The organism is Synechococcus sp. PCC 7335 (genome assembly GCF_000155595.1).
Taxonomy (GTDB): domain Bacteria; phylum Cyanobacteriota; class Cyanobacteriia; order Phormidesmidales; family Phormidesmidaceae; genus Phormidesmis.
This window is the reverse complement of sequence record NZ_DS989904.1, coordinates 1767887-1781310: the sequence shown is the minus strand read 5'-3', so window position 1 is coordinate 1781310 and position 13424 is coordinate 1767887. Positions and strand designations below refer to the sequence as shown.

The 13424-nt window shown below is 50.0% G+C and carries 9 protein-coding genes; 2 read left to right on the top strand and 7 right to left on the bottom strand.

Features of this window, described 5'->3' with window-relative positions; genetic code table 11:
- Window positions 1–17 precede the first annotated feature (17 nt).
- Window positions 18–1208, bottom strand: a complete 1191-nt coding sequence (locus S7335_RS07830; RefSeq protein ID WP_006456273.1) for an NAD(P)/FAD-dependent oxidoreductase — start codon at window positions 1206–1208, stop codon at window positions 18–20.
- A 448-nt stretch (window positions 1209–1656) separates the two neighbouring features.
- Here S7335_RS07830 and S7335_RS07825 point away from each other — a divergent pair, with 448 nt between their 5' ends.
- On the top strand, window positions 1657–2925 hold the full coding sequence (locus S7335_RS07825) for a glycosyltransferase family 87 protein (RefSeq protein WP_006453903.1): 1269 nt from the start codon (window positions 1657–1659) through the stop codon (window positions 2923–2925).
- Here the strand turns inward: S7335_RS07825 and S7335_RS07820 are convergent.
- From S7335_RS07820 to S7335_RS07800, 5 genes are all read right to left on the bottom strand, one after another.
- Complete coding sequence (locus tag S7335_RS07820) at window positions 2886–3812, bottom strand: sulfotransferase (protein ID WP_006454574.1); 927 nt, start codon at window positions 3810–3812, stop codon at window positions 2886–2888. The two genes, S7335_RS07825 and S7335_RS07820, sit on opposite strands and share 40 nt — an antisense overlap.
- Before the next feature lie 406 nt (window positions 3813–4218).
- Window positions 4219–6264, bottom strand: coding sequence for a DUF3685 domain-containing protein (locus S7335_RS07815; RefSeq protein ID WP_006455337.1), 2046 nt, complete (start codon window positions 6262–6264; stop codon window positions 4219–4221).
- Window positions 6265–8133, bottom strand: a complete 1869-nt coding sequence (locus S7335_RS07810; protein WP_038015876.1) for a hypothetical protein — start codon at window positions 8131–8133, stop codon at window positions 6265–6267.
- A gap of 211 nt (window positions 8134–8344) precedes the next feature.
- Complete coding sequence (locus S7335_RS07805; protein WP_006457065.1) at window positions 8345–9718, bottom strand: M17 family metallopeptidase; 1374 nt, start codon at window positions 9716–9718, stop codon at window positions 8345–8347.
- Between the two features lie 212 nt (window positions 9719–9930).
- Window positions 9931–10470 carry a DoxX family protein gene (locus S7335_RS07800; RefSeq protein WP_006453844.1) on the bottom strand — a complete coding sequence of 180 codons (540 nt, stop codon included), beginning with the start codon at window positions 10468–10470 and terminating at the stop codon, window positions 9931–9933.
- A gap of 484 nt (window positions 10471–10954) precedes the next feature.
- On the opposite strand from S7335_RS07800, the gene S7335_RS07795 reads away from it, so the two are divergent.
- Window positions 10955–11638, top strand: a complete 684-nt coding sequence (locus S7335_RS07795; RefSeq protein ID WP_006455232.1) for a slipin family protein — start codon at window positions 10955–10957, stop codon at window positions 11636–11638.
- 123 nt (window positions 11639–11761) lie between these two features.
- Here the strand turns inward: S7335_RS07795 and S7335_RS07790 are convergent, their stop codons facing one another.
- Window positions 11762–13303 carry an NAD(P)/FAD-dependent oxidoreductase gene (locus S7335_RS07790; RefSeq protein ID WP_006455402.1) on the bottom strand — a complete coding sequence of 514 codons (1542 nt, stop codon included), beginning with the start codon at window positions 13301–13303 and terminating at the stop codon, window positions 11762–11764.
- Between the last annotated feature and the right edge of the window lie 121 nt (window positions 13304–13424).

The window sequence follows — 13424 nt, the reverse complement described above, 5'->3', positions numbered from 1 at the left end:
ACTTTAGAGCTGCTTAGCTACTTACTTAGGCCCGTCAATAGTTCCTGCACTGGTTGAGTTAGCCAGTTGATACCAACGCGAATCTGGTGATCGAGGGTGGGCATACGATAGAGATAAGTGAGACGACGGACAACATGGGCTAGATTTCCCTCTAGCTTGATACCCAGCCCAGTCAGCGTGGCATTATCAGTCCCTAGCGTCATCATTTCGCCGAGGTGCTGGTAGCGGAAAGGAAGAAGCGGGCGATCGCTAAGGCTAGCCCAGATATTCCAGGCGGCATAGTCAGCCTGCTGGAGCGCAGACTGCGCAGTAGGGGGAACGGATTTGCCATCGGCGTCAGGGCCATCAGCTAAATCTCCTAGCGCAAACACGTGCGGATAATCTATGACCTGAAGGGTAGGAGCAATGGTGAACTGCCCACGTTCGTTACGAGGAAGATCAAGCGCGTCTAAAGCAGGACTCACTTTGCTGCCAACCGTCCAGAGCACAATATCGACTGGGAGCGTATCAACTTTGTCTTTGTAGCTCATGGAGAAACTGTTAGCAGTGACTTCAGTAACAGTGGTTTCGTAGTCGATCCATACATTCTTTTCATTGAGCGCATCTAGGGCAGCTTTTCGATTGAACTCAGGAGAGGATTGAAGGATTTGATTGGCTCTTTCGACAATCCGGACCCGGCCTTTATCTCCCAGTCGTTCAGCGATCTTGCAGGCGATTTCGACACCGCTGTAGCCGCCACCGACGATAGCAACCCGAATTTTCTCAAGATTGTCATTTTCTAGCTGGCGCAGCTTGTCTTTTAGGCGGTAGGCATCTTCTAAGCTACGAAAAGGAATAGCATGCTCAGCCACGCCAGGTGCCATATCCATCGGGGTCTCGCCACCGAGTGCTAGCACGATACGGTCATAGCGAAGACTTTCACCATCAGTGAGTTCAACGGTTTGGGCGTTGATATCGATATTGTCTATGCCACTTTGGTGAAAGCGAATGCCCGTATTCGCAACGAGTTCTTCGTACGGAGGGGCAATTTCCCAAGTCTGCAGCTCACCGGTGACTAACTCGTACAGCAGCGGAGCAAAAACAAAGCGATCACGCTGGTCGATTAGCACAATTTCATGCGGTGTCTCTTCCCAATCGAGTTTGCTCAGGGCAAGAGCAGTATATAGGCCGCCGAAGCCGCCACCGAGAATGCAAATAGAGTGAGCCATGAAAACCGCTGAAGATAGTGAAAAGATAGGAGTGCTAGGTTGCGCCTATCTTTTGGGTAGATATATAGAATAGCGCCCCTAGCGGTAAGGCGTAGTCCGTCTAGAGGCCAAAGTCAGACCAGACATTAAAGTCAGACATTAGAGTACGCACATGGACACCCAACAACCCACCCAACAGCATAGTTGTAGACCTGCTGCTTTCACTTCTGTTGTTAATAGCCACCTATCAATGCCAACAGTTTTTCAGTTCTAGTTTTTTCAGTTCTATGCATTTTTAGAACATCAGCTATCAAATGTAATCCAACCGCTTTATTCAATCCAACTACTTAGATTGTAGGCTGAGGTCGATCATCCGCTTGTGTATCTATTTCGCTTGAAGAGGAGCGTCTCAATCTATTGTTTATTTAGGTAGGACTATGTCAAACTAAACTCTATTTTGGGATAATTTATGGCCCTTTCAACCCGGCTCAAGAAAGTCCTGCGGTTGTGCCAAAGCTCAGACGTTTGGCGGTTTACTAGAATTTATGGGGTTTATTTTCTACCTATTGTTTTCTTGGGCTACATCACATTAGAGAGCTATCAGATTGATTTTCGCTCGATGTATCTAGCTGGGAAGTCTGCCTTGTTAGGACTAGATCCCTACGTCAACTATGTCGGCGTACGCGCTGACTTCTACGGGCCTATAAATTCTGAAAGTCAGACCTACTCTGGGTTTCGATACCCACCACTAGCAGCGCTAGTGTTTTCACCTTTAGGTGCCCTACCTTATCAAAACGCTAAGGTTTTGTTCACGTTGATAGTCCTGGTCTTTGCAGTGCTGCTGAGCTTTCATTTTGTTAGACGCAGCCAGTTTGCGATGCCGGAGACTGCTGTTCTATTTGTGATGGTTAGTTTCCCGCTGATAGCGACGGTAGAACGAGGCCAAATTGATATTTTAATTGTCTACCTATGCCTGATCTCCTACAGTCTTTTACACAGGCGTAGCCAGTCGGTAGCTGCTTTCTTACTTGCGTTTGCAGGCATGCTCAAGCTATTTCCTTTTGTCTTACTCATTTTCTATAGCGATCGCAAACAGTGGCAGTTTGTGGGCAAGACGCTCTTATCCGCTGCTGTTCTGTTTATCCTTCCCTACCCGCTTTTAGACCCAGGAAGCTACACCAACTTTTTCAAGCGGACACTGCCTGGCTACTTTGGTCAGATAGAGGCAGGGCTATCTACTAGCTTGCAGGGCCAGGGCGTAATTGACGGAATTGTTCATTCTGTTGATTCGACGAATCTAATCGCAGCTCACAGCTTTAGTAGTGGAGAAATGAATCCGTGGATGGCGAGTAATACGGTAGGAGCTATCTTCTGTGGACTGTTGCTGACTGGATTGCTGTTGATAGCCACTCGCCAAACTGAGTCTAACTTTCAGTATTACGCGTTTCTCAATGTGATTAATTTGTTCAATCCGGTCTCTTGGATTATGGGCCTAGTCTGGTACATCCCGCTGTTTTTCTATCTGTCACCGTTGGTTTCGAGGTGGGGTCGCTTCTTACTGTTGGCTCCGCTTTTCTCTCCGCCTGGTCTCAATGCTAATGCGGTATTGGCCTATATCTTATCGATTGTATTCGCTCTCTCATTTCGGATACCGCACTGGGGCAGCATCCTATATCAACCAGATGCTCAGCCTACAGATCACTCTAGATTCCATTCTGGAAAATCATATTTTGTATAGTGCTTAAGACTACTCACATCTTCAGCCAGACAATCTAATAGCTGCTTGCGTAGATCTAGACCTATTTCAGGGCGCTCAACTTTCTCAGAGAAAGGGCGATAAACAATATCTTCGATAGGAGATTTGATTTCATTTGGCATCCAGGCGATCGCCTTAGATAACGTTTTTGCTAGTGGACTCTCTGCTGATAAAGTTCTTCGAGTTTTGTTAGCGGACTGATGAAACTTTTTGCCAAATTTCTGGTCTGAACCAATCGTCGAACCGAATCTAACCACATTAGCCAAACTTTGACGTTTTACGTCTAGGTCGAATTCGCTATCTACGCCGATGAAATCAAAAACCTTCTTCATCGTTTCTTGGGGAAACTTAGATAGCTTTTCTGATGTGATTAGTAAAACATTAGAATCTGGAAAAAACTGTAGGTATTGCTGTAATTGCATAAAGTACTGACTGCGCGCGATATACCAGTTCTTTTCCAGAGGCTTTGTCAACGCCTCCTCAACACTTTTACTTTCTATGCCGCTGGTGTAAGCGTGCAGATAATGAGAGATCATCCGCTCGATCGGATCGCGTAATAGGTAGATTATCTTTGCGTTCGGCACCACAGAAAACATCCGCTCGGGCACCCCTTTCCACCGAGGATAGTTGGTGTAGTTGGGTGATGATTCTCCATAGATCTTTGCTGTTTGATCTGCAAAGTTGTCTCGATACCACTGAACCCCTTTCTTCCAAGTTTTATGAGCAATAAAAAAATCTAGTTCTTTCTGGCGGGACATAGAAATGTCCGGATGAAGATCTAGGTAGTAATGAAGGCTCGTGGTTCCAGACTTCATTGCTCCGATGATGATCAAGTTTGGTAAGTTTCCTGACTCGGAGAGATTGCTCATTGATTGGTTATCCATTTGCAGCGGTTTAATATACGGCAATATACGGCTATGAAACCTGCTTAGTAAAGGTGTAGCAAAGCGCGGATGCATACGCTTCGAGAAGGCAAGGCCTACGCACTTTGCTATGGCACTTTGCGCTATAGAACAAGGGGTGTAAGCCTTTCTAAGCGTAGTAAGCAAAGTGCGAGCTATAGCTTCGTCAAACTGTCGAACTGCAGCTCTCCGGTATGGCGTTCTCAACTTTTTATGCGACTTCTATACCTCTTCGTTAGCTTTTAGCTGCCAACTAGAGGTACCAGCTTTTTAATGATTTAGTATAGCTAGCTCTTAGCGAATTCATCTGCCAAGCTGCGCACCTTTATCCTATCTATTTGCCTGGGCCGTAATCGGGGTTTATCGCTGGCATTTACTCCCACTCACTAAAGTCTTGTGGATATGGATTTTCGGCATAGTTGCTGCGATAGGGTTGTTCTTTTGGCGAGGCAGGTTGAGTGTAAGTGTTCTTAGGCTGTCCTTTGCGCTTGGTGTCTTGCCAGGCAGAGCCCATCCCTTGAAAGATACCACGCCCTACTAGCCCAAGACCTCGACCTATAACTTCGGTTAAAACGTACACTACGCCATTGCCGAGCAGAGAAATTGCTGTTCGCAAACGAGGCGCGATCGCATCTCTAGTTTCGATCGCTAGGGTCACCACCAGCGGAATTCCCCTTAGCCGGTTCAGCTCCGCTCGGCGCGGTGAGTATATCGACATTTGACCAATTCCTTTCGCTGTGAGCACAAACAAGTTGTAGCGGCTCTCAAAGATAGCTTTTGGTTCATTCACCAGCCGATTGAGGCGATATCGCCAAGAAAGATCATTTCGAAAGCGCTCAATTTCTCTAGAAGACATCATCCGAGCAGAGTACAGGCTTTTCTTGATAGACTCTGTATCGGCGAGGCGGTTGAGCAGCGGCTGTATGACGGCGTTGGCGACTTGAATCATCAAATTCTCTAGCAAATATTCGCTGTAGGCGATCGCCTGTGGCGTGGTTGCCAAATACAGCTCGCTTTCAATCATCATTGACTCTTGAAACAGCCAGTGCCCGAACAGTTCTGGCACTAGCGGAATATTGTTCAAGATTTGTGTCTCTACGAAGGGCTTTTCTTGCTGTAGTAAAGTGACAACTTCCTCTTCGACAGTGCTCACACGGACGGTGTAATACTTGCCGAAAAACTCTGTATTCACAGCATCCCATAGGTCTTTTATGACCTGCGTTGATCTAGCAGGTAGCTGCCCTGGTTTTACCTGTGAAGCGCGTAGATCTTCTAATAAGTCTTCTAGCTGCCTTAGCACGAGATACAACAGCTCTAGCTTCTTATCAGATCGGAGAATATCAATCTCTAGCGGCTGCGCGCCTGCATTTTTCAGGGGCCGCTGAAGCTTGGCAAACACTCCTTCAAACACCGCGTTTTGTACATCGCCTGATCGCCCGGTCAAAGGTCCATCTAGCCGAGATTCGATGTTTGCTAACGCTGCTGTCGCACCTGGTACCAAAGCCTCTCGATCTAGATATCGCGCCGCCGTCCTATCCGCATAGCTAGCAGATTGCTCGGCAAGTCTCAGCCAGTCGGTACTAGGGTTAGACCGGCTCATGCCAGACGCACCGACTTGCCGACTCCTTGGCGTTCCTACTGTCTTATCCTCAAAGCCAGGCGTTCTCCATAGCGCCGCCATCAGCCATCGAGCTGCGGTCAGCTCACGCTTTTTGCCGTCTAGAATGGTCTGCTTTAGCCAGGAACTCGTCTGCTGACGAGCCAAGTTGACATCGAACAGGGCCTTGTCAATTTGCCTGAGACCTGAGAGCCGCATGCTGATGCGCATAGCGGTTAGCGGCCCAGGAATATCGCTCAGGGCTGAGAGGGGGCTTTGGCTACGTTCTGCTGTGGGGATAGAAGGCGTGGGGGCGTTAGTTGGACGAGTTTGATTTGGATCGGCAGCTTGGCGAATCAGTTGAGCAAGGCGGCGAACGGACATACTGCGGGTGCCGTAGCCGTTTGCGCCCATGCGTTCGGCCGCAGATTGAAGCACGGGTTCATCGCGGGTACCTAAAACAAGGACAGGTAGGTCTGGAAAGTCTGTCTTGATCTGCTGGCATAGGCTAAGCCCTGGCGTAGCATCAGGGTCTAAGGCCCCAATACCTAGATCGAGCAAAATCAGATCAATTGGAGGAGTAGTGCGCCGACCGGACTGGCGTAGGGCTGGATCGTCTAGGGACTGCCGGTAAGTACTAAAACGTGATCGCACCTCGGCGAGGGCTTCGTCTGAGCTGCCTGCTTCGGCAACGACTGTGAAGTCGCTCTGCTGCTCTAGCCACACCTTTAAACCTAGGCGAAACACCGGGTCAGCATCGACTAGCATGAGCTGTAGCGGATTCTGAGTAGGGCCAGGTTGGGGGCGCGTCGCGTCACTCATCTAATAATCGTCGCTATAGCTATCCTCATCGTAGTAATCGCCATCTTCACTGTAATCGCTATCTTCGCTGTAGTCGTCATCATACTCTTCGAGGGGCTCTTCTAAAGACCAGATGTATGCCCGCTCGTCTTCCCATAGGGCAATACTGCTGAGCGCTTCATTATAAAGCGCCCGGCCCGGTGCGATTTGATAGGCAACGTCGATCGCTGCTGAAAGGTGACCAATCGCGGCTAGGTTTTCGGCTCTAATCAAGATCGAGCGATCTTCAAGGATTTCAGCTTCTGTGGTCCATTTTGCAACAGCAGCTTGGGCAGTATCGTAGAGCGCGCGGTCGGTTTTGACCTGCTTGGCCTGAGCGATCGCATCTCTAAAATCTCCACTGTTAGCCAGCTTTTGAGCTTGATCCATAATGGGCTGATCTTCGATAATCTCAATTTGATCTTGCCACCGAGCGATATGGGTTTGTCCTTCAATTCGCAGCGCCCTACCCTGCTCTACTTTCTGCGCCTGAGCGATCGCCTGACGCAGATTCTCCTTATCTCCCTTGGTGGCGATCTGCACCGCTTGATCTAGTATGGGCTGATCTTCGATCCGCTGAATTTCTTTCTTCCAGTGAGAGATCAAGGTCTGCGCTTGAATTCTTTGCGGACGCTCTTGGGTAATCTGCTCGGCTTTCGCAATGGCCATACGATAGGTTGCTTTATGGCCAATCTTCGCTAGGGCATCAGCCGCCTGTAGCTTCACAAGATCGTCTAGCTTTTGCTGCCACTCAATGGCACTATCTTGCGCCTCAAGATAGAAGGGACTGTTCAAAGAAATGCGTTGGACGGCTTGAAGCGCTTCGAATAAGTTATAGATTTGACCATAGGACGGAGCCCAGTGGTCTGATTTACTATTCGCCAAGCGCTGAGCGTGGCCAAAGTGCAGTAGGTCTTGGGCCTCTGGGCTGACCGCCAAATCGGGCGGCACGAACTGCACAATTTTGATTGCCGCCTCAATATCTTCTGCTTCCCACTTTTGAAAGCTGTGGTGCAAAGCGCGTTCTGCCCACCGATTAATATCAGGTTTAGCGTCTTTCCAGGCGGACGTTTCGAGGTCGATCGCCTCAGCGGTCGTTAAGGCTTCACCCAGTTTGTCTAAATCACCTGTCTTCTCACTCAGAGCAGCCAGCGCTCTAGCCTTTTTCAATAGGCGGCGACCATTTTCTTCTCTGGCTATTTTCGCCTCTAGCTGAGCGTAGCGAGTAAGCACCCAGTAGTTACTATTCATCAGTTTTAGACGCTGCAAGTCTCGGCGGGCACCAGACCAGTTTTGAGCCTTAATGCTTTGCTCAACGCTCGAGACTATCTCTTTGCCGATGGTCCATTCGTTATCCCAAGTAGCGATCGCACTTTTCAATTTGGGATAGACCTCAACCCGGCTAGGAATTCGTTTAGCTAGCGCGATCGCCTGCCTGATTTCACCACGCTGCACCATCTTCTCTAGTTCTGGCAGCAGCGCCCTAGCCCACTGGTTCATGAGTCGATTCGCTTCGTCATACTCAGGATTTGACACCTGCCAGGACTCAACCATCGCAATGGCATCGATTAGCGCCTGCGCCGAGCCCGACTGCACGTTCATCTGCGCACATAGCAGTCGTTCGCGATCCGGGCTAACGCTCGAAATCTGACTACACTTGGGCAAAGGTGGATTGCGCGTCATTACCGACACAGCTCGCCAGCCAACTGCGCCCGCCACCATCAGAATTGCCGTCCATACCAGCGGCCAGAACAAGCCTGCAGGGATACCTTTTCGAGGTCGAGCCGTGGCAGAATCGACGCTTGAAGTTGAAATAGAATCAGAAGCGGAAGCGGGTGGAGTAGATGTCATGGCAGCAAAACCCGGTAGCTAGTAGATTCGTACAGGCACTATGTGCAAACCCAGGATAGGTCATCCTAAGTTGTCAAGAATATCTGATATGTAAAGTAGCTCTACAGTTCCGACTAAATTCCCACTAAATATAGAGTTTAGCCTTTCGCATCAAATAATCTTTATCAAAATTTTGTGCCATTGTAGAGGCTATCGGCACTAATTGGCATTACTAAATCGCGCGATCGCTAGAATCGTGTCCAAATCGTGTCTGAATCAGCTCAAATAACGCTCGCATTCCCATCGCTTCACCGCCTTCTGGGCGTCCTGGCAGCGACCGGGTGTTATAGGCCATCAAATCGAGGTGGATCCAGGGTCTTTGTTCTTGGATAAATTCGTGTAAGAATAGCGCCGCTGTAATCGAGCCGCCATAGGGCGTACTAGAAATATTGTTGAGATCAGCAACTTTACTCTCTAGCATGGCTCGGTAAGGTTTGTGCAAAGGCAGTCTCCACAGCGGGTCGTCTACCCCCTCTGCCGCCGCCAAAAGAGCGTCAGCAGTTTCATCATCATTGCAAAATAGCGCGGCAATCTCTGCGCCAACCGCTACTCGCGCTGCTCCAGTCAGTGTGGCGCAATCGATTAGCAGATCCGGCGATTCACTGCTGGCCTCTGTTAACGCGTCGGCTAGCACTAGCCTGCCTTCTGCATCTGTATTGCCAATTTCTACCGTTGTGCCTTGACGCGCAGTCAGCACATCTGAAGGCCTAGTTGAATTACTGGAGATACTGTTTTCAACCGCCGGCACCAATACCCGCAGTTCTACAGGCACCTTCAGCTGCATGATCATTTTAGCGAGCCCAAGCACCTGAGCGGCGCCGCCCATGTCTTTCTTCATCAGCTTCATCCCAGTGGCCGCTTTAATGTTCAATCCACCCGTATCAAAACAGACGCCCTTGCCCACTAGGGTGACCGTAGGATTACCCGCCTCGCCCCACCTCAGATCAATGAGTCTAGGCGTCTGCGCACTGGGCGCACTGTTGGCCTGGCCCACCGCATAGATCATAGGGTAGTTCTTTTCTACTAGCGCTTCTCCTTGAGTGATCTCGCAGACGGCTCCAAAGTGTTTGGCTAGCTGTTGGGCAGCCTCTGCTAGGTGCTGTGGGGCCATGTCTAGAGCGGGTGTGTTGATTAGATCGCGGACTAAATAAGTGGCTTCAGCAGCAGCAGTCACGTATCTATCGTCTACGTTCTCAGGAAAATCGAGTTCAGGTAAGGCGTCTGCTAGCTGCTTGTAGCGGGTGAAGCGATACTGGCCGAGAACCCAGCCCAGACAGAGCTTAGTGGCGATATCAGCCGAAAAATCATCGGCTAGGAAGTATTTCTGGGCAGGTAAACTCTGAGAGAGCGCACCTAGTGTCCAAGTGTCAAAGGTTTCAGGCTTGCCGACTAGCACCTGGTCTAGCTCACCATCGGCAGAAGGTAGCAGACAGTGACTGCCGGGTCTGGCGGTAAATCCAGACATCTCTAGCCACACTGACTGATTGACGTAGCCATGTTTGAGTTGCTCTTCATCGACAAAATGTAGTGGGATAGTGCGTGTCAAAGGTAGCGCTCCAAATGATTTTTTCAACTGTATACCTTTGCGCCATTGCCAGCACAAAACGAAAGCGGTCTTGCCATAGACAAGACCGCTATTAATTTGGAGATTTCGGGTAATTGAAAGTTTTAGACTAAACAGCTTTAATGCTGGATCGCTTACAGCTCAAGTAGCTTTTCGATGCATGAGCAAACTAGCTATCGAAGTCTACTGGGCATCTACTGGGCGGTAACCTCAGACTTTTGAACGCTCTCAGCTTGGAATGCTTTTTCTAAACGCATGACTTGCTTAGCTCTTGCAGATAGCGCACTTGCATCAATGCGATTGGCGATCAGTGCGTCAAAAGAGAACAGTCCAGGACCATTCACAGTGAAGTACAAGAAACACGCCGCGTAGATTGCAGAGAGCTCTAGGTAAGGTAGGCTTAGACCGGCAACCTTGACGTGGTGGTACATCGCGACGCACATGGTGCTAAATAGGCCAAAGGCAGCAGGTCGAGTAAAGAGACCCACCATCACCAAAGGCGCGGCAATTAGCTCAGTGTAGGCAGCAACGTAGCTAAGGAAAATAGGGAAAGGCAGACCAAGGTAGGCAACATATGCCTGAGCAAAGCTTTCGATATCAGCAAGCTTATCTTGACCGTTGTGGATCATCATCAGGCCGAGGACGACGCGGGCGATCGCAAGGGTTGCCTGTGAAGCAGTATTCGCGCTGACGTTAGGCTTAAAAACTAGGTTAGCGAGAGAGGAGATGTTCATTATGTAAGTGAAAAGAAAGTAGGACGTTAAGTTTTATGAAACGTTATGTAAACAAGTATAACAAAGCCAAACCGGTTTTGATCTCTCAAACAACCTAATTGGAAAGGTTTCTCTTGTGTCGTGAGAAATATGATAAGTCCGACAGTTTCCTGAGAAAGGGTTAACAGTTTGAAACGAGTTCAGGTGTGAGTTGGTTCAAATAATCAAAAAATCTGTAGCCGAGAAACAGCCCTCCAGGTATGTTTAAACCTACAGAGAGGATGGTCAGCACCCCCCGGCAGTATCACTGATTGGGTTTGGCATATTGCCCTTCTCTATGCTCAAGAGTCTGGAAAGACTTGCTAAGGATCAGCTCCTACCAGCTTCTTGGCGACAGCTCGACCTTCGGGTACAGAAAGAACACCGGCTTTGCAGGTTAAGACCTCCGCTAGTGAACTTGGGGCAGTCGCCAAGAAGCCTTAAAATTTTTGATCGATACCAATAGATGCGGATCACCGTTTTTGAATACGAGCGCGGACTAGAGTACATAAAGGGTCGCTTTAGGCGGGAATTGCCGCCCGGTCAATACTGGGTTACGCCGATTTTTGGTAGCAGAGTGATTCGTAAAGTGGATGTTCGTTCGCAGTACGTATCTGTACCTGGGCAAGAAATTTTGACCGCTGACGGACTTAGCCTGAAGGTGAGTCTGAGCGTGGTCTATGAAGTGGTAAGCCCAGAAATTGCGATCAATAAGGTAGCGGCGTACTCCACGGCTCTGTACAAAACGGTGCAAGATGGGCTGCGAGAAGTGGTGAGTGAGGTCACAATGGAAGAGCTGCTCATGAACCGTAATATTCTTAGTCGGCAAATTCTTGAGCGCACCACACCCGCTGTCGCGCCACTAGGGCTACGTCTGACTCAGGTTAGTATCAAAGATCTGATGCTACCAGGAAAGCTACGCGACCTATACACCAAGGTCGCTCAGGCTAAACAGGAGGGGATTGCCCAGCTTGAGCGGGCAAGAGGCGAGACCGCGGCACTACGGAATCTGGCAAACGCGGCCCGGATGATTAATGACAATCCTAATCTGCTGAAGCTGCGCTGGCTACAGGCGCTAGAGCGATCTACAGGAAACTCGTTTGTGGTTTCCACCAATCCTTCTGTAGAAGAAAGAAAAACAACAGCGTAACTGTCTCTATAGACGCTGTAGCCACTGACGACTACTCAGTGAGAGGGCAAAGCCTATAACTCTACGCTGCCCTCAGTGCTCTATTTTTTCTGAAGGCTTTTGGGCTGAAGCTTTCGTAAAATTTTAGATGGTAATAGCGCCAAGCGATTTCTGGTGCTGAGAGATTGGAATCAGCGAGTGGGCTGCGATCATTCCGCTGGCTGCGACTGCGGGTAGTCCAATGCCAGGAAAGGTAGAGTCGCCGCAGCATAGCAGGCCTTTGATTGGGGTGAGCGGTCCAGGAAAGAGCGCTTTTCCAGCCTGAATTGCTGGGCCATAGGAACCCCGATATCGACTCAAATAGCGCTCATGCGTCAGTGGCGTTCCAGTTAGGCTCAGCGTTGTCCGCTGACGGATATCCGGAATGACTCTTTCTAGTGCTTGCCACATCACTTCGGATCGCGCTTGCTTTTGGGCTGCGTAGGCGGCGCTGCCTCGGTTCATCCCCTGCCAGGGTTCATAGGGCTCATTGCCAGGGGTGTAGACGTGCAGCGTGTGTTTACCTGGTGGTGCCAGTGAAGGATCGAGCACGGACGGAATCGAAATTAGCACTAGGTTTTGAGGAGCATCTACGCCTTTGTCCCAGTCGTTGACCACGATGTAGTGACAGGCTAAATCTGCTGGTAAGCCCTGTGCCTCTATGCCCAGATGCAAATGCATAAAGCTTTCACACGGCGGTATTTGCGATCGCGTTTCGACAAACTTCTTAGGCAAGACGCCGTCGGGCGCTAGCTTCAGTGTGTCCCAGATCGAAGCGTTAGAAATAACAGTCTGCGCCGCAATCTTTTCGCCGCTTCGCAGCGCCACGCCCGTTACCCTGCCTTCCTCAGCAGTAATCCAGCTTACGTGCGAGCCGGTTCTGATTTCGCCGCCGTGCTTAGTCACCCCTTTAGCCAATGCCTCTACTAGCGCCGCTGATCCTCCAATCGGATAGTCAAGCTGCACATTCGGCCGATACCAATCGGCAAACATAAAGGCAACCTCTGCGGTGCTGATGCCACTCGCAGGCAAGCCGGAGAGCAAAAAGCACAGCATATCTAGCCAGTTGCGCGCAAACGAATCGGTGATCACGCCGTCCATCACCCGGCTAAAAGGCCCGGTCAGCTTCAGCGTGTTCAGGCTGTGCTTTAGTAGCTTTGGCACGAAAGGCGCTGCGGTCCTCACCGCGCCCCAGTCGAAGCGAACAGCGGCAGTAGGTAGCGCCACCGCCGCACTAGCCAGCGGCTGCATAACGCGCTGAAGCTCTCGCCATTCGGCCACAGCTTTGGGGCCGCGCAGCCTTTGCAAGACCTCACAAAACTGGTCGGCGCCTACAGAGGTATCAAAATCGCCCTCGGGCAGACGGCAGCCCCAAGTATCGTAGTTGGCCCAGGCAATATCTTCGCCGATGATGTCGAGCACCTGACGCAGCGGATTGGGCGAAGGACTTTCGGACAGCCCCGAATATAGGGAAGGCCCAGAGTCAAAACGATGACCATCACGCTCGAAGCCGTGAGCCGCACCACCGATCAGGGTATGGCTTTCGCAGACTGTTACTTTCTTGCCGTAGTGGGCTAGCAATGCAGCGCAGCACAGGCCACCGATACCGCTGCCGATAATAACAACATCTGTTGTTTCTGATGCCATGCCTTCAATTCTAGAGAGTGCTTAGCCTAGAGTCTTACACTATCTAGAGTTTTATGCTAAGCGGATAGTGAAAGGGCGACACAACGGCTAGAGGTTGTTAAGTCTCTTGATCGAAGATGTT

Coding starts and splice junctions, on each gene's coding strand:
- S7335_RS07810 (WP_038015876.1), bottom strand. CDS start 8,133: ATGACATCTACTCCACCCGCTTCCGCTTCTGATTCTATTTCAACTTCA.
- S7335_RS07825 (WP_006453903.1), top strand. CDS start 1,657: ATGGCCCTTTCAACCCGGCTCAAGAAAGTCCTGCGGTTGTGCCAAAGC.
- S7335_RS07800 (WP_006453844.1), bottom strand. CDS start 10,470: ATGAACATCTCCTCTCTCGCTAACCTAGTTTTTAAGCCTAACGTCAGC.
- S7335_RS07820 (WP_006454574.1), bottom strand. CDS start 3,812: ATGAGCAATCTCTCCGAGTCAGGAAACTTACCAAACTTGATCATCATC.
- S7335_RS07790 (WP_006455402.1), bottom strand. CDS start 13,303: ATGGCATCAGAAACAACAGATGTTGTTATTATCGGCAGCGGTATCGGT.
- S7335_RS07815 (WP_006455337.1), bottom strand. CDS start 6,264: ATGAGTGACGCGACGCGCCCCCAACCTGGCCCTACTCAGAATCCGCTA.
- S7335_RS07830 (WP_006456273.1), bottom strand. CDS start 1,208: ATGGCTCACTCTATTTGCATTCTCGGTGGCGGCTTCGGCGGCCTATAT.
- S7335_RS07795 (WP_006455232.1), top strand. CDS start 10,955: ATGCGGATCACCGTTTTTGAATACGAGCGCGGACTAGAGTACATAAAG.